The organism is Bacillus sp. FSL W8-0519 (genome assembly GCF_038005585.1).
In the GTDB taxonomy this organism is placed as follows: domain Bacteria; phylum Bacillota; class Bacilli; order Bacillales; family Bacillaceae_G; genus Bacillus_A; species Bacillus_A paranthracis.
On record NZ_JBBOTL010000001.1, the window covers coordinates 3,967,268 to 3,993,150 of the forward strand.

Below are 25,883 nucleotides of genomic sequence, written 5' to 3' on the forward strand. Positions count from 1 at the left end.
CAGAACCCCTTACAAGCATAGCATAAACAAGTGAAACGCCCATTGCTTTCATACCTTTTGATGCCTTAAAGCTAAAAAGTGAAAAAGGCTTCATACAAATAATAGTAATGTCCTTCCTATTATAATTTCCATGTTGCCCTCTCACAATTTATTCAACTTCACTTGTTATGATAAACGTCTCAAACACATGTAGCCTACAGTAAATTATAATCTGTCCTCATTATAGCTTGTTTTTAATAAAACGCTTACTTTTAATGAATTTTAAAAGTTCTGAATAACAATCCATTTTTGCTATTTGTACTACTTGTATGTCGTCCGACTTATATAACAGTTTTTCTAAACAATCGATACTATGTTGTTTCATCTTATATCTTTACATCATTAAAACCTTCTGTTTCATCCTATATAAGCATAAAATGATAACAGTTTTATTTTTATTTTTTTTTAGAAATAAAAAAATGGCAACCTTTCGTCACCATTTTTTCACAACATTATTATCTGTCCACTGGAAATGATTTTAAATCTGTAGCTATTTCTGTATTAGAAAATAGCTCTCTTGCCTCTTTCAATAATTCCTTATATGTATCCCCTTGATAACGAGAACTAATATGAGTTAATATTAATCGTTTTGCATTTGCCTGAAGTGCAATACTCGCAGCTTGCTTAGATGTGGAATGAAAATAATCATAAGCTTGTTGTTCATCTTCTGCTGCAAAAGTTGCTTCATGAACAAGTACGTCAGCGTCTTGTGCTAGCTCTCTACTCGCTTCACAATATCTCGTATCACCTAAAATGGTAATAATTCTTCCCTTTTGAGGTGGGCCGATAAAATCTTTTCCGTTTAGTATCGTACCATTTTCCAATTCAACCACTTCTCCATCTTTTAAACGTTTAAAGAGTGGACCTGGTTTCACGCCCATCTCCAGCAATTTATCGACTAAAAGGGCGCCTTGTATATCTTTCTCTATAATACGATACCCAAAACATTCAATACCGTGTGACAATCTTTTCGTTTCCACATGAAATTCATTATCTTCAAACACAGTACCTTCTTCTGTTATCTCAACAATTTCAAGCGGGTATTTTACATGTGTCGTACTTACTGATAATGCGACTTCAATAAATTGTTTAATTCCTTTTGGTCCATACACTGTTAAAGGTGTAGTCCCTCCTTGGAACGAACGGCTTCCTAATAAACCAGGCAATCCAAAAATATGATCACCATGTAAATGCGTAATAAATATTTTTTCAATGCGGCGTGGACGTACTGATGTATGTAATATTTGATGTTGCGTCGCCTCGCCACAATCAAATAACCAAGTCTGTCCTCGTTCTTCTAACAATTGCAAAGCAATTGCTGAAACGTTCCTTCCTTTCGAAGGAACACCTGCACCAGTTCCTAAAAATACAAATTCCACTTTCTTTCCTCCAGCTCTTTATATAATCTACCTTTCATCTTACGGAATGTTATTTCAAATGGCAAATCGAATTTACATAACCAATCATCTAGACAACTATATATCACGAACGTTATACTCAAAAAACTTAGCAATCGTTCGTGTTTTATGTTAAAATGATTATACTACATTTTAAGGGAGCGTTTTATTATGAAAGAAGCATTTCGCTTACAAACTGATTTTTCATCTTCATTTGATCGCTGGGTAAGTTCTTTCGTGTCTGATCACCCAGCACAATTAGAATGGACGACTTTGAAAGAATTAATCCATGAATATACAACAACACATACAAATGACTCGTTACCAACATATATTTCTTCAGCTTTAACATATTATGCACAACGTGTTTCAACAACAAATCGTTCAGAAATTGTTATTTTTGAAAATGCTACAATCTCATAATCTATAAAAAAAGCACTGTAATCAGTGCTTTTTTTATGTTTATTACGGTATTTATTTTCCAAACTTATTTCCAAAAACCCCCTCTTATTTCCTACTATATAGCCAAGATGAATCTATTTGAGTTTTCAAAAAAATATATTGACACTACAAAATTTCAGTGCTAACATTCAACGTGTAATTGAATATGGTCTCTGTTAGGTGAGGCTCCTGTATAGAGAAACGCTGCTGCCCAAAAATGTCGAGAGACGCCAATGGGTCAACAGGAAAGGTCGGAATGAAGGCCTTTTTTAACGTAGCTGGTTTCAGTACCTATGCTATACAGTGCTAAAACTCAACGAGGGAGAGGTGCGTATATTTTGTCATACACAAAACTGTTTTAATCTATATTTACTAACAGTCTTTGTCGTGGACTCTTTTAACTACAAATTCAGACCTTTACTCGTTTTGAGTAAAGGTCTTTTTACGTATATATGCACCTTACTATGAAACAAACATAGCATATTCAGAAACTACTAAATTGTACGGAGGTGAGGAACAGTTGGCAATTGATGATTCGGCCCAGATACCCATATGTTTTACGTTAATATTTCATCATGTAGGTAGGAAAGAAACTGTTCCTCCTAATTTTAAATAGTCGAGTAACAGCTTGTTTCCTCCTTCATGAAAAAGGAGGAACTACCGATGTTAAATTTACAAAAACAAGAAACGAAACATTCATACGATCAAGATTGTATGAAAACAAATCACAAATTATTAGTGGAAGTCGCAACGCAGGATGCAAACAAAGCGTTACGACTTTTAGAAACAACAGAAAATGGACTCTCTAAAGAAGAAGCGTCTCGTAGACTTTCTTTATATGGCCTTAATGAAATAGCTCATAATAAAACATCACCGTGGTACATTCAATTTCTGCTGGCATTTAAAAATCCATTTATTTTTGTTTTATTAGCTCTCGGCGCACTTTCTTTTTTCACAGATGACATACAAGGAACGATTGTCGTATCTGTAATGGTAATGCTAAGTGCAACGATTCGCTTTTTACAAGAATTTCGTTCTCAAAAAGCTGCAGATCAGTTAAAGGCTATGGTTCGAACAACGGCGAGTGTCTTTAGAATAGATGGATTTGTACACGAAACAAAAAATGTAAAAAATTTAAAGCAAACTGATACAACGGAAATTCCAATTGAGGAACTTGTACCTGGCGATATTATTTCACTTTCAGCCGGAGACATTGTTCCAGCTGATGTGCGTATTTTATCGGCTAAAGATTTATTTGTGAACCAATCTTCTTTAACAGGAGAAGCACTTCCTGTAGAAAAATACGAAAACTGCTACCATACAGAAAATAAACATCTATTACCGAAAAGCACGAAAAAAAATTACAATCCACTCGATATGGAAAATCTTTGCTTCATGGGGACAAATATTGTAAGTGGTAGCGCAAGAGCGGTTGTCATCTCCACAAGTACCGATACGTATTTTGGCTCTTTAGCAAATAAAGTAATCGGTAAGCGCGTAGAAACAAGCTTTGATAAAGGTGTAAACAAAGTAAGCTGGCTTTTAATTACATTCATGCTTATTATGGCACCTATCGTTCTTCTCATTAACGGATTCACAAAAGGGGATTGGCAAGAAGCTTTCTTCTTCGCTATTGCAATCGCAGTTGGTCTAACACCTGAAATGTTACCAATGATTGTGACTGCTAATTTAGCTAAAGGTGCCGTTAACATGTCTAAACAGAAAGTAATTGTAAAACAGCTGAATTCTATTCAAAACTTAGGTGCTATGAACATTCTTTGTACCGATAAAACAGGAACTTTAACAGAAGATAAAGTTGTACTTGTTCGGCACTTAAATCCTAATGGTAATACATGTAATCGTGTATTACACTTTGCCTATTTAAATAGCTTCTATCAAACAGGATTGAAAAATTTAATAGATAAAGCCGTTATAAAACATACAGAAGAAAATCAAAAATTTGATCCATCTGTTTTTCAAAAGCTAGATGAAATTCCATTTGACTTTGCTCGTCGGCGTATGTCCGTCATTATAAAAAACAATTCAGGTGAACATACAATGGTCTGTAAAGGGGCTGTAGAAGAAATTTTATCTATTTGCAACTACACTGAAATAGATGGCAAAATTGCTTCTCTTACCGATGACATGCGCTTACATGTAAAACAACTAAGTGAAACTTTGAATAGTGAAGGTATGCGCGTTATTGCTGTAGCTTATAAAAAAAATAGACCAACAAATAATAAAGAGTACGCCGTACAAGATGAAAATGATATGATTCTCGCTGGATATATTGGCTTTTTAGATCCACCGAAACCATCTGCCGCTACTGCCATTCAAGCATTACAAAAACATGGTGTACAAGTAAAAATTTTAACTGGTGATAACGAAATCGTGACAAAAAAGGTATGTAAAGAAGTTGGATTAAATATTGGCGAGCCTATCCTTGGTTACGAAATCGATGCTTTACCTGATAAAGCATTAGCAAAGCTAGCCGAAGAAACAACTGTTTTTGCTAAACTAAATCCAATGCAAAAATCCCGCATTATACGAGTATTACAAGGAAATGGACACACTGTAGGTTATATGGGAGATGGCATTAACGACGCCGTAGCGTTACGGGAAGCTGACGTTGGCATATGTGTTGATACTGCAACTGATATTGCAAAAGAGTCTTCCGATATTATTCTACTTGAAAAAAGTTTAATGATATTAGAAGCAGGTATTTTAGAAGGACGCACTACATTCGGTAATATTTTGAAATACATTAAAATGACAGCGAGCTCTAACTTCGGAAATGTATTTAGTGTGTTAGTAGCAAGTGCCTTCATTCCTTTCTTGCCGATGCTTGCCATTCACCTTTTAATTCAAAACTTACTTTATGATATTTCACAACTGTCTATCCCATGGGACAAAATGGATAAAGAGTTTTTAGAAAAACCAAGAAAATGGGATACTGCAAATTTACGGAACTTCATTATTTGCATCGGTCCCATTAGTTCCATATTTGATATCATCACCTATGTGGTCATGTGGAACGTCTTCGGTGCAAATACAGCTAGCGAACAATCATTATTCCAATCTGGTTGGTTTGTCGTTGGATTGCTAACACAAACTTTAATTGTTCACATGATAAGAACACAGAAGATTCCGTTTATTCAAAGCGCTGCATCAGTACCGGTTCTTTTATTAACCGCTTGTATTATGGTAATCGGAATTTATATTCCATTCTCGCCACTTGGAGCAGCCGTTGGATTACAAGCATTACCACTTAGCTATTTCCCTTGGTTAGTAGGGATACTATTAGGCTATGCTTTCTTAACACAATTCCTGAAAAATCTTTATATTAAAAAGTTTCATAGCTGGTTATAAAAATGAGAATGAGCGGGTGCTTCCCGCTCATTCTCAAAAACATAACTTGGACTTATATGTATGGAGGTGACCATGATGGTATGGTATGACATTGTACTAAGATTATTTATTGCAATTATTGTAGGTGCTTGCATCGGAATGGAACGACAATGGAGACATAGGATGGCTGGGCTACGGACAAATGCTCTCGTATCACTTGGTGCCTGTATATTTGTTTTATTATCCGTCATGATTGATCACGATGCTAGCCCTTCACGTATTGCCTCTCAAGTCGTCAGTGGGATTGTTTTTTTAGGAGGCGGCGTTATTATCCGCGATGGTTTTAGTATTAGGGGGCTTAATACTGCGGCTACCCTATGGTGCGCAGCTGCTGTTGGTACTCTTACAGGCGCTGCTTTCCTCATTGCAGCTATATTAGGTGCAGCTGGTGTTTTACTAGCAAACATACTACTTCGCCCAATCGCTCTCTTTATGAATCAGAAATCAAAAGAAGAATCACCTGAACAAACGAACTACTTACTTTCTCTCACTTGTTCAGAAGAACATGAAGCCCATATTCGTTTTTTACTTATGCATATGGTAAGTTCTGAAGGCATTGGTTTAAAAGAATTGTATAGTGAAGACGTAGATTCTAATCAAAAAGTATGTATACAAGCGACATTACACTGCAACACAAATACAGCAGTCTTAATTGAAAAAATAGTGAGCAGAATGCTATTAGAATCTGGCGTTACTGCAGCTGGTTGGAAAACTTTATTAGATTTAGAAGCAAGTTGAACATAAAAGGTGTCATGATATTTACAGCTTCATGACACCTTCTACATAAACTTATTTTCTAATTGTTGCTGAAAAGACTTTTCTTGCTTACGTAATAATTGACTACCTCGTTGTAAAAGCGGCATTCCATACTTATCATTAATTTGATCAATGACAGCAAGTAGCGGCTCTTCTTTCGCATCTTCTTCAAATGAAAACAAATCTAATTGCTTCACCGATTCAGTCTTCCACTCTATTTCAGTAGCTGTAACACCTAATAAACGAACGGAATCGCCATCCCAATGTTGCTTCCATAAACGAGAGGCCGCTTGAAAAATATCTCGTTCTTCCCAAATGGCATTTTTCAATTGCTTACTTCTCGTTACTGTCCGCCTATCATGATATTTAATCATAATTTGAATATTATAGCTGACAAGAGTTCGCTTTTGTAATCTTTTACTCACTGATTTTGATAGCCTTTCTAACATATCAAGTAATTCTTTTTCTTCATCCATATCCTTTGAAAAAGTCATCGAATTACCAACGCTTTTATGTTGTCCCATTTGACTCGGATCAACTTCTCTATCATCCACACCTTTTGCCCTTCTTTGTAAATCAACACCATGCTTTCCAATTTTAGCGCGAATGATATGTTCATTTCCTTTTGCTAACTGTTCAATTGTTTGTATATGAATATCTTTTAATTTCTCAGCTGTTTTTTCTCCAATTCCATGCATCGCTCCAACCGGAAGTGGCCAAATCATTTCTGGAATATCTCGTTTTCGGAGCACGGTAATACCGAGAGGCTTTTTCATATCAGAAGCTGTTTTTGCTAAGAAAAGGTTCGGAGCAATCCCGATGCTACACGGAAGCTGCAATTCTGTTAATAACGCCTGCTGAATCATCTTTGCTATTTCAAGAGGTGAACCGAGTGCGTAACAGTCTGTAATATCTAAATACCCCTCATCTATTGAGACTGGTTGTATTTTTTCCGTAAAACGGGAAAGAATTTGAAACATTTGAAATGAAGCTTCGCGATATAATGTAAAATTAGGGCGCCTTACAATTAATTGCGGACATAACCTTTTCGCTTCCCAAAGTGGCATCGTTGTACGTATTCCATATTCTCTCGCCTCATAACTACATGTTATGATAATTCCTTTTCTTTCTTTTTCATTTCCAGCAACCGCTAACGGCTTCCCTTGTAACGATGAGTCATGAGCAATTTCAACAGATGCGAAAAAACAATTCATATCTACATGTAAAATAACACGACCTTTTTTTGGATACATTTCTCGCATAGTACTCACCCCCTAATCAGAACGTTCGTTCTTTTATTATAGCAAATTTTGCACAATAATTATAATTATTACTTGTTCTTTTCCATCATATTTATTGCTATAATTTAAATGAAGTGGATATTTTTGTAATTAGGGGTGATTATTATGAAATCAACTGATAAACTCAATTATACGTTTCTCATAATTATACTAATCGTCGCAATCAATTATTTACTTCTTCCTATATTTGATATAAACATAGCTGGTTTCTTTCCTCGTCTAGTCCATGTAGTAACAACTTACATACTGCCATGGATTTTCTTGTATTGGCTTATCCGCCTTGTAAAAGCAATCGAATCAAAGTAAAAAGCGTGTAAATCACAATTGATTTACACGCTTTTTTGTTATATTATTTCGCTACTTCCTCTATGATTGCAACAACTAATTCTGCTGTTTTCGCTAATTCTTCAACAGGAATCTTTTCGTTTGTTGTATGAATTTCTTCATAACCAACTGCTAAGTTAACTGTTGGAATTCCGTGTCCAGCAATTACGTTTGCATCACTTCCGCCACCACTTTGGTGAAGAGAAGGTGTACGACCAATTTTTTCAGCTGCGCGTTTTGCAACTTCTACAACATGATCGCCATCAGCAAATTTAAATCCTGGATACATAACCTTTACTTCAACATCTGCTTGGCCGCCCATTTCTTTTGCAGTTGTTTCAAATGCTTCTTTCATTTTCGCAACTTGTACTTCCATTTTTTCATTGATTAAAGAACGCGCTTCTGCAAAGATTTGTACATGATCGCAAACGATATTCGTTTGTGTACCACCTTCAAAACGTCCAATATTTGCAGTTGTTTCAGAATCAATACGACCAAGTGGCATTTTCGCAATTGCTTTCGCTGCGATAGTAATTGCAGATACACCTTTTTCTGGTGCTACACCAGCATGAGCTGTTTTCCCGCGAATAATCGCGTTCACTTTCGCTTGTGTTGGAGCTGCAACAACGATTTCGCCAACTTTCCCATCGCTATCTAACGCGTAACCATATTTCGCTGTAATGCGCTCACGATCTAATGCTTTTGCACCAACAAGACCAGATTCTTCTCCAACTGTAATAATAAATTCAATTGTACCATGAGGGATATTTTTTTCTTTTAAAACACGGATTGCTTCGAACATGGATGCTAATCCCGCTTTATCATCCGCCCCTAAAATCGTAGTACCATCTGATACGATATATCCATCTTTAATAGAAGGCTTAATTCCATTACCAGGAACTACTGTATCCATATGAGAAGTAAAGTAAATTGTATCAACACCATCTTTTGTTGCTGGTAATGTACAAATTAAGTTACCTGCGCCATGCCCAGTAACAGCCATTGTATCATCTTCAAATACTTCTACACCTAAATCTGTAAATTTCTTTGTTAATACTTTGCAAATTTCTGCTTCAAATTTCGTTTCAGAATCTACTTGTACTAACTCCATAAATTCATTTACTAAACGTTCTTGATTAATCATAAGACTGCGCCTCCTGCACTACCATTATGTATGTAACACTATTAATTATAACAGAATTTCGCAAAAGTTTCGAAATACAAGACAAAAAACAGACGGTTTATATGTCTAGATAACCATCTGCTTTCTATTACTCATTTAACAATACCCAGCGCATATGATCTTCCCACACTCCATTAACCATTAACATCTTCCTAGACACGCCCTCATACTGAAAACCTATCTTCGTTACGACTTGTATAGATGCTAAATTTCGTGGCATAATCGGTGCTTCTATACGATGTAATTGAAATTCCTCAAAAGCAACTTGAATCGCTTTTCTAAGCGCTTCTGTCGTATAACCTTTGTTTAACTCTTCCTTATCTAATTTATAGCCGAGTACACAAGATTGGTAAATTCCACGAACAATTAAATTAAATGAAATACATCCAATTATTTTCGTATCATCACCTTTTTTAAAAATCCAAAGTCTGATGATTTTACCTTCTGCGATCTCTTTTCTATCCTTTTGTAACTTTTTCTTTTGATAATCTAACGTAAAAAAATCATCCGGTCTATACTCTTCCCAGGCTTTTAAAAATTCACGATTTCTGTCGTAATATTGAAGAACTTTTTCAGCATACGACTCATCAATTTCCCTTAAATGTAAACGATTTGTTTCATATATTTTCATCATCGTATCTCCATTCTTCAGCTTGCATAACAAAAAACTTATACCCTATCATTCTTATATATTCTCTATGTACATACAAATTTCCTGTTATACTTTACACACACTTCTCGAATTTTGTCATTTCTCTCCCTCTTGTCCACAATATCATTTCTCGTTACAATGATATTGTACTGATTTGCAAGGAGGTTTAACGATGCATAAAAAAGCTCAAAAAGTTATGATTTATGTAATGCTAATTTCTATGCTTGTAACAACATTACTTGCTGGCGCAAGTATGTTTTGGTAAAAAGGACGATCTGTTCGTCCTTTTTTTACTTTTTACACATAATAAAATAAACCATTTCGAAATCGAGATGGTTTATTTTATGTAAAGCACAATCGCTACAATACTAAAGAAAAATGACATTACAAGTGCTATCACAAAACTTGTATATTGTTTCTGCTGAAATGCCCCAATAACAAAAGTAAGATTAAGTAATGCCATACATACAATCGCTACAAGATAAGAACATATATTAAAAGTTGCCAATATGAATGTAATAATAAATAGAAATCCCATAAAAAACTGCATATACGAAAGTTTTGGATTCAAGTACATATGAGCAACCCCTTTATCTCATTTTATCTTTTTATACTCTCATTAACGCATGGTTATGTACACATGTCAAGACAACTTATTACAATAGAAAAAGCCAACTTTTTCGTTGACTTTTTCATATGCAATGGCTCCTTTTTCTTTTGCCAATTGCTGAAATGACTTTTTCGATTTTACAATCCATACTTTCGTTCCAATTGGAATGCGATCAAATAAATATTCCACATCATTTTTCTTCATTCTTATACATCCTTGTGAAATATACTTTCCAATTGAACTCGGTTGGTTTGTTCCATGTATTCCATATTTACTCCCATCAGTTCCTCTTGCATTAAATCCCATCCACCTAGATCCAAGTGGATTTTTCGGTGACCCCCCAGGAATATTCTTCGCAATATAATATGGGTCCTTTGCTTTCATTACAATATCAAAAGTTCCCTCTGGGGTTAATTCATTTGTTTTTCCTGTCGCGACTGGAAAAACCTTTTGAATCTTTCCATCGTCAATATAAGCTAGTTTATTCGTCGCTTTATTTACAATAATGAAAGGATCACCGGCACGCGGATTATCACCAAGAGGCCAAATAGGCGATAAAGAAAGACATAATAGGAAAGAGAGAAGATACGGCATAGATAATTCCTACCTTCTATATAAGTTCTTTTATATTATCCTTTCCTTTAAAGCGACTTTTAATGAGTAAATATTGTTCCATTTCGTATACAAGTTGAACAAGTTTCGCACGTATCTCAAATTCTTCACGTGTAGCCGGCAATGGCATATCTCTAAATAATTCTCGCATTTCTTGAAGCTGCCTTAAAGAAATAACCCCGGTACTCTGAGGGCTAATAGCATTTCCAATGTTTTCAACCACATCCGCAATCATGTCCGCTTGTTCATATGTCCATGATAAAGAAGCTGCTAACGGAATCATTCGCTCTAAAATTTCGAATTGTTGCATACGCATATTGAAATAGCGATAGTAATAGTCATCTTCTCGCATAAATGCATTCTCAAGTTTCTTAAACGATAAATCTCTAGCTTCATTTAGCATCTGTTCAGTTTCAATAAGTTCTGCCCCGCTCCAACTACTTTCTCGGTTTCGTAAATATACAACCATTTCAAACAAAATCGTTTTAAAATTATTTTCTATTTTACCTTGATACTCTTTTAGCTTATTTTCACTACTTGGCATATACATATTTACTAATAGAGCCACGCTAATCCCTATCGTTAATATCGCAATTTCATTCCCAACAATAAGCCATGTAATTTGTTTCAATGAATATAGATGCATCACAATAACTGAACTCGTAACAATACCTTCTTGAATTTTAAACATGACTGCAGTCGGAATAAATGTAAGTAATAGTACGCTAATTGCTAGTGGTGTATATCCAATTGTTTCAAAAATACAAAACGCGAACACCATTGATAATACACAGGCTAAAAAACGGTGTAACGACACTTGAAGTGATTTACGTTTCGTATTTTGTACGCATAATATAACTAAAATACCCGCTGAACTATAAAATTCCAACCCTAATAACTGTGCAATAAAAACGGCTGCGCCTGTCCCTATTGCTGTTTTTACTGTACGGTATCCAATTTTGAACATAGCATTGCTCCTATATGTATAAACGTATTTACAGTTAGTATAAAAAAAGGATGACACAATGTCATCCTTTTCTACTTATTATTCACGTAACCTTTACATATTACAATATCTTTTGTAAAAATTGTTGCGCACGCTCACTTTTCGGTGCTGCAAAAAATTCTGCTGGCGCACTATCTTCTACAAGCTTTCCACCATCTAAAAAGAGAACACGATCTGCTACTTCTTTTGCAAATCCCATTTCATGTGTAACAATCGCCATTGTCATTCCTGTCGTAACTAATGATTTCATAACTTCTAACACTTCTTTTACCATCTCTGGATCTAGTGCTGATGTCGGTTCATCAAATAACATTACTTCTGGTTCCATTGCTAACGCTCTTGCAATTGCTACACGTTGCTTTTGTCCTCCCGAAAGACGATTTGGATACGTATCTTTTTTATCTAATAAGCCGACCTTTTCTAACAGTTTTTCGGCTTTCTTTTCAGCTTCTTGTTTCGTTACTCCTTTTACATTGATAGGAGCATACGTAATATTTTCTAATACAGTCATATGAGGAAATAGGTGAAAATGCTGAAATACCATTCCGACATTTTCACGAACGTGCATAATATTCGTTTTTGGATTCGTTACTTCTTCCGTTCCAATCCAAATGTGACCATTTGTCGGTGCTTCTAACACATTCATACAACGTAAAAATGTTGATTTTCCTGATCCAGACGGTCCAATAATTGCTACTACTTCCCCTTTTTCAATCGTTGTTGTAATTCCTTTTAATACTTCGTTTTTTCCAAATGATTTATGAAGGTTTTCAATTTTAATCACTTTTCTTCATTCTCCCTTCAATTGCCTTCCCGACTAATGTAAGAATAATGACTAGCATATAATAAATGAGTCCAACAAAAAGTAATGGTTCAAGGTATTTAAAAGTCTCCCCGCCTACGATATAAGCACGACGCATTAAATCCGTTGCTCCTATTACTGTTACTACAGCCGATTCTTTCGTAAGTGTCGCAAACTCGTTTACAAGTGCCGGTAATATATTTTTTAAAGCTTGAGGAAAAATGATATTTCGCATCATTTTTCCGTATGGAATTCCTAAAGCCATCGCTGCTTCTGTTTGTCCTTTATCAACCGCTTGAATGCCGGCACGGATTACTTCTGACATATATGCACCTGAATTTAAGCTAAATGCAAGTACAGCTGCTAAGAATGCCGGTATTTCATAACCAATTATTTGCGGGACACCGAAATAAATAATCATTAATTGCAATACAAGTGGTGTACCACGGAAAATTGATGTATAAAGATCTGCTGCTATATTTAATGCTCGTATTCTAGCAATTTTGCAAAGTGCTAATAACGTCCCTAAAAGAAACCCAGCTAAAGCTGATACTGCTACAATTTTCAAAGTAACTTCTAGACCTTTTAATATATACGGTATCGAAGGCGTAATCGCCGAAAAATCTAAGTTCATTCTTTTCATTCCCCTCACAGAAAAGTGAAAGGCAGCTTATTTTTCGCTGCCAAACCATTTCTTCACTAATTTATCCATTTCTCCATTTTCTTGCATTTTTTTAATTACTTTATTAAATTCAGCTGTTTTATCACTGTTTTTCGGAAGGGCAATTGCTGCTCCAACTTCTTCTGGAGCTTCTTTAATTTCAATTCCTTGTAACTCTTTCATTTTCTCTAAATAATTTTTAGCAACTGTGTCTTCTATAATTGCAGCATCAAAACGACCAGCTTTAATTTCTTGTACGATTTCTGGTATACGGTCACGTCCCTCAACTTTGAAATCTACTTGTTTTTTAAATTCTGCTGCTTTCTCTTCTTGAATAGATCCTGTTTGTACCCCTACTTTTTTCCCTTTTAAATCCTCTACAGATTGAATGTTAGAGTCCTTTTTAGAAACGACCATGTTTTTCGCAACAAAGTAAATATCTGTGAAATCAACATTATTTTTACGCTCTGCAGTTGGCGTCATACCTGCCATTACGAAATCAACTTTTCCTGAGCTAAGAGATGCTAATAAACCACCAAAATCCATATCTTTCACTTTCACTTCATAACCAAGTTCTTTTCCGATATATTTAGCAACATCAACATCAAAGCCGATAATTTCATCACTCTTTGAAGCTTCTACGTATTCATATGGTTTATAATCTGCTGAAGTCCCCATAACGAGTACTTTTTTATTTTTTCCAGTAGCCTTTTCTTCCCCATTACTACAAGCACTGAACATACTTACAATTAAAATAAGTGCAAACGATATTGATAATAACTTCTTCATCTTTCTTCCCCCTAATAATGTATATTTAAAAGTTTAATAGAATATTTATTCGATGTTTGTATTGTATCAGCACTTTTATTTTTATGCAATATATAAAATAAAAATAAATATAAAACGAGTTAAAACAAGTTAAAACACAGTTATCCATGTATGAAAAGTTGCATAAAACAACAAAACTATGCATATCCCACAAATTTTAATACGAAATAAAAAAGGCGGTACATCCACTTGAGTGTGGACGTACCGCCTTTTCATTTATTTTTATAAGGACTTATAATCAGTTGGGATGAACCACCTCCACTGATTATAGTTCTTCGCAATTCTCTTCGAAATACGATTGTAGTTTTGCAATAACTTGCATCGGTTCATGACCTTCAATTTCATGACGCTCTACCATCGTTACAATTTTTCCATCTTTTAATAAAGCAAATGATGGAGAAGATGGTGGATACCCTTCGAAATATTCACGAGCTCTTGCTGTCGCTTCTTTATCTTGACCTGCAAACACCGTTACAAGGTGGTTAGGACGTTTATCATAATGTACAGAATGCGCAGCAGCAGGACGAGCAATACCGCCTGCACAACCACATACAGAGTTTACCATTACAAGTGTTGTTCCATTTCTTTTAAACGCTTCGTCTACTGCTTCTGGCGTCGTCAATTCTGTATATCCAGCAGAGACAATCTCTTCACGCGCTTGGCGGACAACATCATTCATAAAAAAGTTAAAATTAATCAATCTTTTCCCTCCTCTAAAACTACCTATTTGTATCTTACCAGTTAATGTTTATGAAATACAAGTAAGTTTACTTGTATTTGGATATAGAAAAGGTGTTAGAACCCTGTTCTAACACCTTTTTGTCACTTTTCCATAATCTTCATATATTCAGCAATCATTTTTTTATGCGACCCAACAATATAGTCAGGTAGTTCTGTTAGTGGGAAGAATTTAAGCTGAACCGCTTCTTCTTTGTTCATAACAAAATCTCCATCGTATTCGTCCGTATAATAAGCGGTCGTTACAGATTGAAATTCATCACCGTTTGCTAATTTTGTAAAATAGTTCGCTCCAGAAAACACATTGATTAATCGTAGGTTCTTCACCTTTATTCCTGTTTCTTCGTATACTTCACGAAAAGCAGTTTCTTCTGGTGATTCACTAAGCTCCATTAATCCACCAGGCAGCCCCCATTTTCCGTAAGGCTCTGTTCTTTGTTGTAATAATACATATCTATTTTCATTTATAACGAGTACAACAGCACCAACTAAAATTAAAGGGCGATGACCAACTATTTTCCGTAATTCTTCTACATATCCCATCGTATCCCTCCTTTTTCGTTGTCCACACTATTGTATCATATGTATGAAACGACAAAATGCGTATATTTTTCATTTTTTTAACAAAATATTTATTTTATGTGTTTCATCTACTGTAGCTAACAAAATGGATTCAACTTCTGCGTTTTTCTCTAGAAATTCTCTCGCCCATTCTTCTGTTTTCCCTAATAAAGCAAGAACATCTTGCTGAATGCTCCCATCCTTTACTAATACAAAAGAAACTGGAGATTTTTTTCCCGCCACTTTTAGATCAAGTCGGGAAACTGCCTCATATTCTGGATACCGAAATATAGAAACGACACCGTTCGCTTCCCATAATGCTAATTTGATTGTTTGAATATCGCTCACATTTCGCATACGAAGTTCTGAAAATAAATATTCCACGGTAATTCTCGCTTTTTTCAAATTGCTAAAATCAATGGAGCCGTTGTGTATAAGAATGATAGGTGCTGGCTCTAAAAAGCGTCTCCATCTATCCCATTTCAACATTAAAACTGAACTTATAATATGAAGTACAACGAGTATAAACGTTGTAATCATCGAGCCCATTAATCCTACTTTTTCATCAGACAATGCGTTAGAAATATTCCCGCCAAGCAATAACACCAATACAACATCTAAAAAGCGAAGTTGTGCGATGGACCTTTGCCCCATCGCTTTCGCAACTAATATTAAAAATATGTATGCTATAATAGCCCGAATAACCCATTCACTATTAGAAAGATGCCGTGCTCCCTCAAAAATATGCATATGCATCACTTTGCACTCCTTACATCCTAAACTGCTAGTCTGTTTTAGTTTGCAACGTTTATGAGTATATATGTAAAAAAGCTGGTTCGTTTAAAAACGAACCAGCTTTTTTTACTTAACGGAAAACATATACTTTTTATACGTTTTTCGTACCGATAATATGAGACCCATCATAATCATATTCGAGAACAAGGAACTTCCCCCATACGATAAGAAAGGTAATGCAATCCCTTTTACAGGCATTAATCCAACAATCATACCGATATTTTGGAATATTTGAACCGTTAATATCCCAATTGACCCAGCACATAATAATGTACCGAATAAATTATCAGCAGAATAACCGATAATAATTGTTCTATATAGTAGTAATAAGAACAAGAATACAACTAACGCTGCTACGATAAATCCACCTTCTTCGGCAATTGTAGCGAAAATAAAGTCTGTATGCTTCTCAGGGATATAAACATTCCCTTCGCCAAACCCTTTCCCTTCCATACCGCCACTACCTACAGCTAAAATTGATTGCTGTGTTTGATAACCTTGATCTGTATGTTCAAATGGATCTAACCAACCTAAAATACGTGATTGTTGGTGCGGTTTTAGTAGCGTAACTAACTTATTAAAGAAGAAATCCTCATACCTTACGTAAATAAATATTAACGTGGATAGTATGGTGACTGGAATAACTGTACATAACGCTATCAATTTCTTCTGAATACCTGACATAAATAAAATACATGCAATGGCAGCAGCGTATAAGAACACCATCCCCGTATCCGGTTGGCTATATACAACAGCCATAGGCGGGAGGGATACTAGCATAATTTTACCTACTAATTTTAAGTCCGTTTGAAATGTCCTTGCCATATACTGCGCATTATGTTTCACTGCTATACTTGCTACTACGAGAAGCAATGAAATTTTGAAAAACTCAGATGGCTGAATTTGTCCAACTAACGGAAATACAAACCATCTTTTTGCACCTAATTTTTCAGGTGTGAAATTGGAAACCGGTAGTATTTTCAAAAGAATAAGTGAAGCAAATCCAACGATATAAAGTGGCCAAGACAATTTTTGTAATTGATCTAAGTCGATGCTTGCAACAAGCAATAACAATACAACCCCAATTATGTAGTTCAAACCTTGTTTCATCGCAAAGTTTGCCTCTCCATATTGGCCAGTTTGCTGACTGCTATATATAGCAGCTATACTTGTAACACATAATGCTAACAAAATTAAAATTAATTTTACATCTAAACTTTTTAGAAACTCGGTACTTCTTTTCATGACATCCTCCTGAAACATTGTTACAGCAAAATAAAAAACCAGGAGTCAACATTCTTCATGTTTTGACGACTGATTACACATTATCTATAAAACACTTATATAGAATAACTCTCTTTTTCATACAATACAATATATTATACTACAGTTTCGTCAGTAAGATTTGCCAAAAAAATTATTCTTTTCTTATTTTATATCCATATACCATATATCAGCAATGTATTTTCATAAATTCCTAATACATAATGGTTCATTGTAAGATTACTGGGAAAGGTATTATACATATAGTAGGATGTAGATGAAGAAATAAGATGATAAAAAGCTCGCATAAGCGAGCTTTTTATTTAATATACAGATGTATTATTTTCTGACGTATTTTCTAAAATTTCTTTTACACGTCCTAAGAACTTACCACAAATTAAACCATCTAGTACACGGTGATCAAGTGATAAACATAAGTTAACCATGTCGCGAGCACCGAACATACCATTTTCCATAATTACTGGGCGTTTTACAATTGATTCAACTTGTAAAATAGCCGCTTGTGGGTAATTAATAATACCCATAGATTGAACAGAACCGAATGATCCTGTGTTATTAATTGTAAATGTTCCGCCTTGCATTTCGTCCGCTTTTAACGATTTCGTACGTACTTTTCCTGCAAGTTCTGTAATTTCACGAGCGATACCTTTAATTGTCTTCTCGTCCGCGTGTTTAATTACTGGTACAAATAGTTCGTCCTCTGTCGCAACAGCGATAGAAAGGTTAATATCTTTCTTCTGAACGATTTTATCGCCAGCCCACATTGAATTAATTTGAGGATACTCTTTTAACGCTTGTGCTACTGCTTTTACGAAGAAAGCAAAGAATGTTAAGTTAAAGCCTTCGCGTTTTTTGAAATCACCTTTAATTGAATTACGGTATGACACAAGGTTTGTCACATCTACTTCAATCATCATCCAAGCGTGTGGCGCTTCGTGTTTACTACGTAACATGTTCGCTGCGATTGCTTTACGTACACCTGTTACTGGAATTTCGATATCGCCAGGCATTGTTGGTACAGAAACTGGTTTCGCAGCTTCTACTTTTTGTGCTACTGGCGCTGCTTTTGGTGCTTCCGGACGCGCTTCTACTACTGCCGCTACCGCTTCCTCTTTCTTCGCCGTACCTGCTTGCGGAATATTTCCTGATTCCACTAGCTTTAAAATATCTTTACGAGTGATACGGCCGTTTGCTCCCGTACCTTCTACTAGATCTAAATCAACGTTATGTTCACCTGCAAGTTTTAACACAGCTGGTGAAAAACGAGGTTTTCCATCAGTTGGTTGTTTTGCTTTCGGTGCTTTTTCAGGCGTAGCTACTTCTGCCTTTGGTTCTTCTTTTGTTTTTTCCTCAACAGCTGTTGCTGCTACTTCATCTGCGCCTTCTACTTGAATCACACAAACTACTTCACCTACAGCTAACGTATCACCTTCACCAGCGATCAACTCTTTCACAATACCAGTGAAAGAAGATGGTACTTCAGCATTTACTTTATCAGTCATTACTTCTGCAAGCGGATCATATTTGTTTACGTGATCGCCAACATTAACGAGCCATTTACTAATTGTACCCTCTGTAACGCTCTCCCCGAGCTGAGGCATTGTAATATTTTCTACAGCCATGTATAGTCCCCCCGATTAAAATTCCGCAAGTTCACGCATTGCTTTTTCAACTTTATCTGGATTTACCATAAAGAATTTTTCCATTGTTGGTGCATATGGCATTGCTGGAACGTCTGGACCTGCAAGACGCGCAATTGGTGCATCTAAATCAAATAGACAGTTTTCAGCGATAATTGCTGCCACTTCACTCATAATACTTCCTTCTTTATTGTCTTCTGTTACAAGAAGAACTTTACCTGTTTTAGAAGCTGCTTCAATGATTGCTTCTTTATCTAATGGATATACAGTACGTAAATCAAGAATATGTGCAGAGATGCCATCTTGCGCTAACTTTTCAGCTGCTTGAAGAGCAAAATGAACACATAATCCGTATGTGATAACAGTAATATCATCACCTTCACGTTTTACATCTGCTTTTCCGATTGGTAATACATAATCATCTTCTGGCACTTCACCTTTAATTAAGCGATATGCACGTTTATGCTCAAAGAATAATACTGGATCTTCATCACGAATTGCAGCTTTTAGTAAGCCTTTTGCATCATATGGTGTAGAAGGGATAACGATTTTTAAACCAGGTTGGTTTGCAAACATCGCTTCTACAGATTGCGAATGATACAATGCACCGTGAACACCGCCGCCAAATGGCGCACGAACTGTGATTGGACAAGTCCAATCATTATTAGAACGGTAACGAATTTTTGCTGCCTCAGAAACAATTTGGTTTACTGCTGGCATGATGAAATCCGCAAACTGCATTTCAGCGATTGGACGCATTCCATACATTGCTGCACCAATTGCAACCCCAGCGATTGCAGATTCTGCAAGTGGTGTATCTAGCGCACGATCTTCACCAAATTGATCATATAATCCGTGTGTCGCTTTAAATACGCCACCTTTTTTACCAACATCTTCACCTAAAACGAATACTTTCTCATCGCGTTCCATTTCCTCGCGCATTGCTAATGTAATAGCATCAATATAAGACATTACAGCCATGAAACGTTCCCCCCTATTCTGCGTATACGTGCTTCAATGCATCTTCAGGTGCTGCATACGGAGCATTTTCTGCATATTCTGTTGCTTCGTTTACGATATGCATAATTTCGTCTAACATTTGTTTTTCTGATTCCTCAGTTAACACGCCAACCTCTTTTAAATAAGCAGCAAATGTTACAATTGAATCATTTTTCTTCGCTTCTTCTACTTCTTCTTTATCACGATAAACGCGATCATCATCGTCACTTGAATGTGCTGTTAAACGATATGATACTGTTTCAATTAAAGTTGGACCTTCACCACGGCGGCCACGGTCTGCTGCTTCTTTTACAGCTTTATATACTGCAAGCGGATCGTTTCCGTCTACTGTATATCCAGGCATACCATATCCAATTGCACGGTCTGATACATTTTTACATGCTAATTGTTTTTCAACTGGAATAGAGATTGCGTATTTATTATTTTCACACATAAAAATAACAGGTAACTTGTGTACGCCAGCAAAGTTTGCACCTTCATGGAAATCACCTTGGTTGGAAGAACCTTCACCGAATGTAACAAACGTTACTAAATCTTTCTTTTCCATTTTTCCAGCTAATGCAATACCAACTGCATGTGGTACTTGCGTTGTTACTGGAGATGAACCTGTCACAATACGATTTTTCTTTTGACCGAAGTGACCAGGCATTTGACGACCACCAGAGTTTGGATCTCCAGCTTTCGCGAAACCAGATAGCATCAGTTCTTTCGCTGTCATACCAAACGCTAGTACAACACCCATATCACGGTAGTATGGTAATGCATAATCTTTCTCTCTATCAAGAGCAAATGCTGCTCCAACTTGTGCTGCCTCTTGTCCTTGACAAGAAATTACGAATGGAATTTTACCAGCACGGTTTAATAACCACATACGTTCGTCGATTTTACGTGCAAGTAACATCGTACGGAACATTTCTAATACTTGCTCATCACTTAAGCCAAGCTCTTCATGGCGCTTTTCTTTTACTTCTGCCATTTTTCATAACCTCCTAAATCCACATTTTTATGCGTGTAACGCTTTTCCATCTACAGCTAATGCTGCTTCACCAATCGCCTCAGATAATGATGGATGCGGATGAATTGTATGTGCTACTTCCCAAGGTGTTGCATCAAGTACTCTTGCAAGACCCGCTTCAGAAATCATATCTGTTACATGCGGTCCAATCATATGAACACCGAGAATATCATTTGTTTCTTCATCAACTACAAGTTTTACGAAACCATCTGATTCGCCGTATACAAGCGCTTTTCCGATTGCACGGAATGAGAACTTACCTACTTTTAGCTTATAGCCTTTTTCTTTCGCTTCTTGTTCTGTTAAACCGACAGAAGCAACTTCCGGACTGCTATATACGCATTTTGATACCATAGAATAATCAATTGGTGTAACTTCTTTACCAGCAATATGTTCTACTGCAACAATTCCTTCATGAGAAGCAACGTGAGCAAGCTGTAAGCCACCAATTACATCACCGATTGCGTAAATATGAGATTCTTTCGTTTGATAAAACTCATTTGTTTGAATGTATCCTTTTTCCACAACGATATCCGTATTCTCTAAACCAATATTTTGCGTATTGGCTTGTCGTCCTACAGATACAAGCATTTTTTCTGCTTTAAATTCTTTATTCTCACCGTTATGTTCAGCTTGAATTGTTACTCCATTATCTTTTACCAATGTTTCTGGTAATACTTTTGCACCAGTTACCACTTTAATACCTTTTTTCTTGAATAGACGTTGCATTTCTTTTGAAACGTCTTGGTCTTCTAGTGGTAGTATCGTTTTCGCATACTCTAATACTGTAACTTCTACACCGAAGTCAGCAAGCATAGATGCCCACTCAATACCAATTACACCGCCACCAACGATAATAATCGAGCTAGGAAGCGTTTCCATTTTTAGGGCATGATCGGAGGACATTACATACTCTCCGTCTAATTCTAAACCTGGTAATGAATTCGGACGAGAACCTGTTGCAATAAGTACATTTTTTGGAATTAACATTTCATTCTCTTCTCCACTTGCAAGTTCAACTGAAATTGTCCCTGGCATCGGAGAGAAAATAGATGGGCCAAGAATACGGCCAATACCTTCAAACACATCAATTTTACCTTGTTTCATTAAGTGCTGAACACCTTTATGAAGTTGCGTTACAATCTTCTCTTTACGCTCTTGTACTTTCGCAAAGTTTAGTTCTACATTACTTGCAATAACTCCGAACTCTTCGCTTTTTTTAGCAGTTGCGTATACTTCCGCACTACGTAAAAGGGCTTTACTAGGAATACATCCTTTGTGTAAACAAGTACCACCAAGATTTTCTTTTTCAACAAGTGCAGTTTTTAACCCTAGTTGTGATGCACGAATTGCAGCAACATATCCACCAGTACCGCCGCCAACGATGACTAAATCATATTCTTTTGCCATTATCTCAACCCCTAGCTACCGTTTCTTTTTCACGTACAATATATTCTTTTGGAGCTTCTTCTTCACGTAGTACACGAAGTGCCCCTTCTGCTAATGCTTGTAATTCATCTTCTCCTGGATGTACGATAACATCTGCAATCCAGTCTACTCGTTCTTTTATTTCATCAACAAGGATTTTACTGTAAGCAAGTCCACCAGTTAATACGATTGCATCGATTTTCCCGTGAAGTACAGCGCTAGCTCCGCCAATCTCTTTTGCAACTTGATATGCCATAGCTTTATAAATAAGAGTTGCTTCAGGATCACCTTTTTCAACCATTTGTTCTACTTTAATCGCATCATTTGTACCGATAAGACTTACAAGTCCACCTTGTCCGACAAGTTTTTTTATCATTTCATCTCGGTAATACTCACCAGAGAAACACATTTCTACTAGTTGCCCTACTGGTACTGTACCAGCGCGCTCTGGACTAAATGGGCCTTCTCCGTTTAAACCGTTATTTACATCGATTACTCTTCCTTTTTTATGAGCACCAACTGTAATACCTCCGCCCATATGTGTAACTAATAAATTTAAATCCTCATATTTGTGATTTAACTGTTCAGCTACTTTACGAGCAACTGCTTTTTGATTTAATGCATGGAAAATACTTTTGCGTTCCATACCAGCAATACCACTTATACGAGCAATAGGCTCCATTTCATCTACAACGACAGGGTCTACAATGAATGCCGGAATATTTAATCCAGAAGCTATTTCATATGCTAAAATGCCCCCAAGGTTTGAAGCGTGATGACCGCTAAAACCATTTTTTAAATCTTCTAACATCGCATCGTTTACTGTGTATGTTCCGCCTTCGATTGGACGAAGTAATCCCCCACGGCCACAAACTGCGTTTAATTTTGAAATGTTAATACCGTGAGAATGTAGAACTTCTAAGATCGTTTCTTTACGAAACTCATATTGGTCGATAATTCGCTTATATTTTCCAATCTGTTCTTCGTCATGACGAATAGTTTCTTCTAAAACGGGTCTTTCATTATCAAAAACACCAATTTTTGTGGATGTACTACCCGGATTAATAACAAGAATTCGATTTACAGACACTGTTGCTACCTCCACTAATAAATTCAAAAGGAAGTGGAAACCTCATAAGAGGTAACCACACCTTTTGTAAAAGTAATATATGAATGATTAGCGACGGCTAATAATGTCGTGACCGTTGCGTAAGTATGTGCTACGAGAGTTTTTCAAGCTTGCAATGCGCTCTTCAGCTAGACGATCAGCTGCTACATAAGTTGCAATGCCATCGCGTTTTGAAATTTCGATTACTTTTGCAATTGTGTCATAAATTGATTCTACGCGTTTTAATGCGCGTTCTCTATTGTATCCATATAACTCGTCTGCTACGTTAATTACGCCACCTGCATTAATTACATAGTCTGGTGCGTATACAATACCCATTTCATGAATGATGTCGCCGTGACGATCTTCTTTTAATTGGTTATTTGCAGAACCTGCAATTACTTTTGCTTTAAGTTGTGGAATAGTTTCGTCATTAACTGTTGCGCCTAATGCACATGGTGCGTAAATATCACATTCAACACCGTAAATTTCATTTGGCTCAACTGCTGTTGCACCGAATTCTTCTACTGCACGTTGTACAGCTTCTTTATTAATATCTGTAACGATTAGTTTTGCGCCTTCAGCGTGTAAATGTTTGCATAGGTGATATGCTACGTTACCAACACCTTGAACAGCAATTACTTTTCCTTCTAAATTATCAGTACCGAAAGCCTCTTTCGCAGCAGCTTTCATACCACGATAAACACCGTATGCAGTTACTGGAGATGGGTTACCAGAAGAACCGAATGATGGTGAAATACCTGTTACAAAGTCAGTTTCTTCGTGGATAATATCCATATCATCTACTGTTGTACCAACATCTTCAGCTGTAATGTAACGTCCGTTTAGTCCTTGAATATAACGACCTAATGCACGGAACATTGCTTCGCTCTTATCTTTACGTGGATCACCGATAATTACTGTTTTCGCACCACCTAAGTTTAAACCAGCTGCTGCGTTTTTGTATGTCATCCCTTTTGCAAGACGCAATGCATCTTCAATCGCCGCTTCTTCAGAATCATATGTCCACATTCTTGTTCCACCAAGAGCAGGTCCAAGTGTTGTATCATGAATTGCAATGATTGCTTTTAAACCTGATTCTTTATCTTGACAAAATACTACTTGCTCATAATCATATTTTTCTAAGTATTCGAAGATTTCTAATGCCATTGTCGTTTCCCCCTAATGTTTTACCCTATTTGGTTTATTTTGAAGCAGTGGCAACTGCCAATGCTAATGAATATACTTTTGTTTCTGCTGAATCAGCACGAGATGTTAAAACAATCGGTGCTTTTGCGCCAGCAATCATTGCTCCTACTTTTGCATCCGCAAAGTATACGAGTGATTTATATAGTACATTTCCAGCTTCAATTGTTGGGACGAGTAAAATGTCTGCCTTACCTGCTACATCACTTACTATGCCTTTATGTTCTGCTGCAATTTGTGATACTGCATTATCTAAAGCAAGTGGTCCATCAACGACACAATTTTTAATTTGTCCGCGGCGATTCATTTGAGTTAACATCGCTGCATCAATTGTCGCTTGCATCGCAGGATTCACAACCTCTACCGCTGCAATTGGTGCTACCTTCGGCAAATCAATTCCTATTGCCCGGGCAACTTCTACAGTATTTTGTATAATAGCAGCTTTTTGTGTTACATCAGGTGCAATGTTCATCGCTGCATCTGTAACAAAAATGAGACGATTGTAGTTTGGAACTTCAAATGCTGCAACGTGTGAAAGTACGCTACCTTTACGAAGTCCCCACTCTTTATTTAATACAGCCTTCAAAATATTTGCTGTTGGGATGTTCCCCTTCATAAGCACATCTGCTTCGCCATTTCTTACAGCTTTAACAGAAAGTTCTGCAGCCTCAGCACTTGACTGTGTTGCAATCACTTCAATATGTTCTGAAGTTTGTAAACTATGTTCTTGTAGCATCCCCATTATTTTTTCTTGATTTCCATATAGACGAAATTGAGCTAGCTGTAATGTAATTGCTTTCGCTACAGCTTCAATTACTTCATGATCTTCAGCTACTGCTACAGCCACAGTTTTTTTAGGCTGGCCTGCCGCTTGATCAATTAAGTGTTCTAACTTCATATTTTGTAATCAACCCTTTCCGTCGTCCCTCGTCTTTTTATTAAGCAAATACCGTGCCAACTTTCAAAAGTGGTCTTACCAATAATGAAAACGCATTCAAAACACAGTAAAATCAATACTTTGGAAAATAACAAAAGATTCTGTCTTATTTTGTCGCTTTTTGTATACCA

At 36.4% G+C, this 25,883-nt stretch carries 26 protein-coding genes and 1 riboswitch; of the genes, 5 read left to right on the plus strand and 21 right to left on the minus strand.

What is annotated here, in order from left to right:
* Positions 1-494: 494 nt before the first annotated feature.
* Positions 495-1,418 (minus strand): ribonuclease Z, encoded by a 924-nt coding sequence (gene rnz, locus NST14_RS20695; protein WP_000397443.1) that lies wholly within the window; start codon positions 1,416-1,418, stop codon positions 495-497.
* A 189-nt stretch (positions 1,419-1,607) separates the two neighbouring features.
* On the opposite strand from rnz, the gene NST14_RS20700 reads away from it, so the two are divergent.
* The 3 genes from NST14_RS20700 (at position 1,608) to NST14_RS20710 (ending at position 6,023) form a co-directional block, all read left to right on the plus strand.
* Positions 1,608-1,859, plus strand: a complete 252-nt coding sequence (locus NST14_RS20700; RefSeq protein WP_000656493.1) for a DUF3932 family protein — start codon at positions 1,608-1,610, stop codon at positions 1,857-1,859.
* A gap of 183 nt (positions 1,860-2,042) precedes the next feature.
* Positions 2,043-2,210: riboswitch (M-box (ykoK) riboswitch) on the plus strand.
* A gap of 330 nt (positions 2,211-2,540) precedes the next feature.
* A complete protein-coding gene (gene mgtA, locus NST14_RS20705; protein WP_229143020.1) occupies positions 2,541-5,246 on the plus strand; it encodes a magnesium-translocating P-type ATPase in 2,706 nt (901 codons plus the stop codon).
* Positions 5,247-5,321: 75 nt separating this feature from the next.
* On the plus strand, positions 5,322-6,023 hold the full coding sequence (locus tag NST14_RS20710; protein WP_229143021.1) for an MgtC/SapB family protein: 702 nt from the start codon (positions 5,322-5,324) through the stop codon (positions 6,021-6,023).
* A 41-nt stretch (positions 6,024-6,064) separates the two neighbouring features.
* Here the strand turns inward: NST14_RS20710 and NST14_RS20715 are convergent, their stop codons facing one another.
* Entirely contained in the window at positions 6,065-7,303 is a 1,239-nt protein-coding gene (locus NST14_RS20715; protein WP_229143022.1) for a DNA polymerase IV, read from the minus strand.
* A 144-nt stretch (positions 7,304-7,447) separates the two neighbouring features.
* Here NST14_RS20715 and NST14_RS20720 point away from each other — a divergent pair, with 144 nt between their 5' ends.
* Positions 7,448-7,648 carry a hypothetical protein gene (locus NST14_RS20720; RefSeq protein WP_000842869.1) on the plus strand — a complete coding sequence of 67 codons (201 nt, stop codon included), beginning with the start codon at positions 7,448-7,450 and terminating at the stop codon, positions 7,646-7,648.
* A gap of 43 nt (positions 7,649-7,691) precedes the next feature.
* On the opposite strand, the gene NST14_RS20725 is transcribed toward NST14_RS20720, so the two are convergent.
* Together NST14_RS20725 and NST14_RS20730 are read right to left on the minus strand one after the other, a co-directional pair.
* Positions 7,692-8,810 carry a tripeptidase T gene (locus tag NST14_RS20725; RefSeq protein WP_000609811.1) on the minus strand — a complete coding sequence of 373 codons (1,119 nt, stop codon included), beginning with the start codon at positions 8,808-8,810 and terminating at the stop codon, positions 7,692-7,694.
* Positions 8,811-8,937: 127 nt separating this feature from the next.
* Positions 8,938-9,483, minus strand: a complete 546-nt coding sequence (locus NST14_RS20730; protein ID WP_001993297.1) for a GNAT family N-acetyltransferase — start codon at positions 9,481-9,483, stop codon at positions 8,938-8,940.
* 190 nt (positions 9,484-9,673) lie between these two features.
* Here NST14_RS20730 and prli42 point away from each other — a divergent pair, with 190 nt between their 5' ends.
* The gene (gene prli42, locus NST14_RS20735) at positions 9,674-9,766 is read left to right on the plus strand and encodes a stressosome-associated protein Prli42 (protein ID WP_000549038.1); all 93 of its coding nucleotides are present in this window, start codon (positions 9,674-9,676) and stop codon (positions 9,764-9,766) included.
* A gap of 72 nt (positions 9,767-9,838) precedes the next feature.
* Here prli42 and NST14_RS20740 read toward each other — a convergent pair whose 3' ends face one another.
* The 17 genes from NST14_RS20740 to yqiS all read right to left on the minus strand — a co-directional run bounded on the left by NST14_RS20740 (position 9,839) and on the right by yqiS (position 25,713).
* Positions 9,839-10,078 carry a DUF3894 domain-containing protein gene (locus NST14_RS20740; protein WP_000281163.1) on the minus strand — a complete coding sequence of 80 codons (240 nt, stop codon included), beginning with the start codon at positions 10,076-10,078 and terminating at the stop codon, positions 9,839-9,841.
* Positions 10,079-10,144: 66 nt separating this feature from the next.
* Positions 10,145-10,705: a L,D-transpeptidase gene (locus NST14_RS20745; RefSeq protein ID WP_001146558.1), complete on the minus strand. Its 561-nt coding sequence runs from the start codon at positions 10,703-10,705 to the stop codon at positions 10,145-10,147.
* Positions 10,706-10,721: 16 nt separating this feature from the next.
* Positions 10,722-11,690 (minus strand): aromatic acid exporter family protein, encoded by a 969-nt coding sequence (locus NST14_RS20750; RefSeq protein ID WP_000472680.1) that lies wholly within the window; start codon positions 11,688-11,690, stop codon positions 10,722-10,724.
* Between the two features lie 100 nt (positions 11,691-11,790).
* Positions 11,791-12,513, minus strand: coding sequence for an amino acid ABC transporter ATP-binding protein (locus NST14_RS20755; RefSeq protein ID WP_000590218.1), 723 nt, complete (start codon positions 12,511-12,513; stop codon positions 11,791-11,793).
* Positions 12,506-13,165 (minus strand): amino acid ABC transporter permease, encoded by a 660-nt coding sequence (locus NST14_RS20760; protein ID WP_001046921.1) that lies wholly within the window; start codon positions 13,163-13,165, stop codon positions 12,506-12,508. Before NST14_RS20760 ends, NST14_RS20755 begins: the two co-directional genes overlap by 8 nt.
* A 36-nt stretch (positions 13,166-13,201) precedes the next feature.
* On the minus strand, positions 13,202-13,981 hold the full coding sequence (locus tag NST14_RS20765) for a transporter substrate-binding domain-containing protein (RefSeq protein WP_000735475.1): 780 nt from the start codon (positions 13,979-13,981) through the stop codon (positions 13,202-13,204).
* Between the two features lie 304 nt (positions 13,982-14,285).
* A complete protein-coding gene (locus NST14_RS20770; RefSeq protein ID WP_001998211.1) occupies positions 14,286-14,699 on the minus strand; it encodes a BrxA/BrxB family bacilliredoxin in 414 nt (137 codons plus the stop codon).
* A 143-nt stretch (positions 14,700-14,842) separates the two neighbouring features.
* A complete protein-coding gene (locus NST14_RS20775) occupies positions 14,843-15,301 on the minus strand; it encodes an NUDIX hydrolase (RefSeq protein ID WP_000542556.1) in 459 nt (152 codons plus the stop codon).
* Positions 15,302-15,370: 69 nt separating this feature from the next.
* Entirely contained in the window at positions 15,371-16,075 is a 705-nt protein-coding gene (locus tag NST14_RS20780; protein ID WP_000550968.1) for a DUF421 domain-containing protein, read from the minus strand.
* A gap of 105 nt (positions 16,076-16,180) precedes the next feature.
* Positions 16,181-17,359, minus strand: coding sequence for an FtsW/RodA/SpoVE family cell cycle protein (locus NST14_RS20785; protein ID WP_000831200.1), 1,179 nt, complete (start codon positions 17,357-17,359; stop codon positions 16,181-16,183).
* Positions 17,360-17,700: 341 nt separating this feature from the next.
* Positions 17,701-19,020 (minus strand): dihydrolipoamide acetyltransferase family protein, encoded by a 1,320-nt coding sequence (locus NST14_RS20790; RefSeq protein ID WP_229143023.1) that lies wholly within the window; start codon positions 19,018-19,020, stop codon positions 17,701-17,703.
* 15 nt (positions 19,021-19,035) lie between these two features.
* A complete protein-coding gene (bfmBAB, locus tag NST14_RS20795; RefSeq protein ID WP_000290076.1) occupies positions 19,036-20,019 on the minus strand; it encodes a 3-methyl-2-oxobutanoate dehydrogenase subunit beta in 984 nt (327 codons plus the stop codon).
* 13 nt (positions 20,020-20,032) lie between these two features.
* Positions 20,033-21,034, minus strand: coding sequence for a 3-methyl-2-oxobutanoate dehydrogenase subunit alpha (gene bfmBAA / locus NST14_RS20800; protein WP_000852555.1), 1,002 nt, complete (start codon positions 21,032-21,034; stop codon positions 20,033-20,035).
* Between the two features lie 27 nt (positions 21,035-21,061).
* Complete coding sequence (lpdA, locus tag NST14_RS20805; protein WP_001051291.1) at positions 21,062-22,483, minus strand: dihydrolipoyl dehydrogenase; 1,422 nt, start codon at positions 22,481-22,483, stop codon at positions 21,062-21,064.
* Positions 22,484-22,487: 4 nt separating this feature from the next.
* Positions 22,488-23,591 carry a butyrate kinase gene (buk, locus tag NST14_RS20810; protein ID WP_000115774.1) on the minus strand — a complete coding sequence of 368 codons (1,104 nt, stop codon included), beginning with the start codon at positions 23,589-23,591 and terminating at the stop codon, positions 22,488-22,490.
* Between the two features lie 87 nt (positions 23,592-23,678).
* Positions 23,679-24,779, minus strand: coding sequence for a leucine dehydrogenase (locus NST14_RS20815; RefSeq protein ID WP_001162675.1), 1,101 nt, complete (start codon positions 24,777-24,779; stop codon positions 23,679-23,681).
* 34 nt (positions 24,780-24,813) lie between these two features.
* Positions 24,814-25,713, minus strand: a complete 900-nt coding sequence (gene yqiS, locus NST14_RS20820; RefSeq protein ID WP_000763079.1) for a phosphate butyryltransferase — start codon at positions 25,711-25,713, stop codon at positions 24,814-24,816.
* Positions 25,714-25,883: the final 170 nt, after the last annotated feature.

Excerpts from the sequence above, each read along its gene's own strand:
- NST14_RS20700 (WP_000656493.1), top strand. The coding sequence starts at position 1,608 with ATGAAAGAAGCATTTCGCTTACAAACTGATTTTTCATCTTCATTTGAT.
- lpdA (WP_001051291.1), bottom strand. The coding sequence starts at position 22,483 with ATGGCAAAAGAATATGATTTAGTCATCGTTGGCGGCGGTACTGGTGGA.
- NST14_RS20770 (WP_001998211.1), bottom strand. The coding sequence starts at position 14,699 with ATGAATGATGTTGTCCGCCAAGCGCGTGAAGAGATTGTCTCTGCTGGA.
- NST14_RS20710 (WP_229143021.1), top strand. The coding sequence starts at position 5,322 with ATGGTATGGTATGACATTGTACTAAGATTATTTATTGCAATTATTGTA.
- NST14_RS20715 (WP_229143022.1), bottom strand. The coding sequence starts at position 7,303 with ATGCGAGAAATGTATCCAAAAAAAGGTCGTGTTATTTTACATGTAGAT.
- NST14_RS20760 (WP_001046921.1), bottom strand. The coding sequence starts at position 13,165 with ATGAACTTAGATTTTTCGGCGATTACGCCTTCGATACCGTATATATTA.
- NST14_RS20815 (WP_001162675.1), bottom strand. The coding sequence starts at position 24,779 with ATGGCATTAGAAATCTTCGAATACTTAGAAAAATATGATTATGAGCAA.
- yqiS (WP_000763079.1), bottom strand. The coding sequence starts at position 25,713 with ATGAAGTTAGAACACTTAATTGATCAAGCGGCAGGCCAGCCTAAAAAA.
- prli42 (WP_000549038.1), top strand. The coding sequence starts at position 9,674 with ATGCATAAAAAAGCTCAAAAAGTTATGATTTATGTAATGCTAATTTCT.
- NST14_RS20780 (WP_000550968.1), bottom strand. The coding sequence starts at position 16,075 with ATGCATATGCATATTTTTGAGGGAGCACGGCATCTTTCTAATAGTGAA.
- NST14_RS20790 (WP_229143023.1), bottom strand. The coding sequence starts at position 19,020 with ATGGCTGTAGAAAATATTACAATGCCTCAGCTCGGGGAGAGCGTTACA.
- bfmBAB (WP_000290076.1), bottom strand. The coding sequence starts at position 20,019 with ATGGCTGTAATGTCTTATATTGATGCTATTACATTAGCAATGCGCGAG.
- NST14_RS20720 (WP_000842869.1), top strand. The coding sequence starts at position 7,448 with ATGAAATCAACTGATAAACTCAATTATACGTTTCTCATAATTATACTA.
- NST14_RS20725 (WP_000609811.1), bottom strand. The coding sequence starts at position 8,810 with ATGATTAATCAAGAACGTTTAGTAAATGAATTTATGGAGTTAGTACAA.
- NST14_RS20785 (WP_000831200.1), bottom strand. The coding sequence starts at position 17,359 with ATGAAAAGAAGTACCGAGTTTCTAAAAAGTTTAGATGTAAAATTAATT.
- mgtA (WP_229143020.1), top strand. The coding sequence starts at position 2,541 with ATGTTAAATTTACAAAAACAAGAAACGAAACATTCATACGATCAAGAT.
- NST14_RS20775 (WP_000542556.1), bottom strand. The coding sequence starts at position 15,301 with ATGGGATATGTAGAAGAATTACGGAAAATAGTTGGTCATCGCCCTTTA.
- NST14_RS20745 (WP_001146558.1), bottom strand. The coding sequence starts at position 10,705 with ATGCCGTATCTTCTCTCTTTCCTATTATGTCTTTCTTTATCGCCTATT.
- NST14_RS20730 (WP_001993297.1), bottom strand. The coding sequence starts at position 9,483 with ATGATGAAAATATATGAAACAAATCGTTTACATTTAAGGGAAATTGAT.
- NST14_RS20765 (WP_000735475.1), bottom strand. The coding sequence starts at position 13,981 with ATGAAGAAGTTATTATCAATATCGTTTGCACTTATTTTAATTGTAAGT.
- bfmBAA (WP_000852555.1), bottom strand. The coding sequence starts at position 21,034 with ATGGCAGAAGTAAAAGAAAAGCGCCATGAAGAGCTTGGCTTAAGTGAT.
- NST14_RS20750 (WP_000472680.1), bottom strand. The coding sequence starts at position 11,690 with ATGTTCAAAATTGGATACCGTACAGTAAAAACAGCAATAGGGACAGGC.
- NST14_RS20740 (WP_000281163.1), bottom strand. The coding sequence starts at position 10,078 with ATGTACTTGAATCCAAAACTTTCGTATATGCAGTTTTTTATGGGATTT.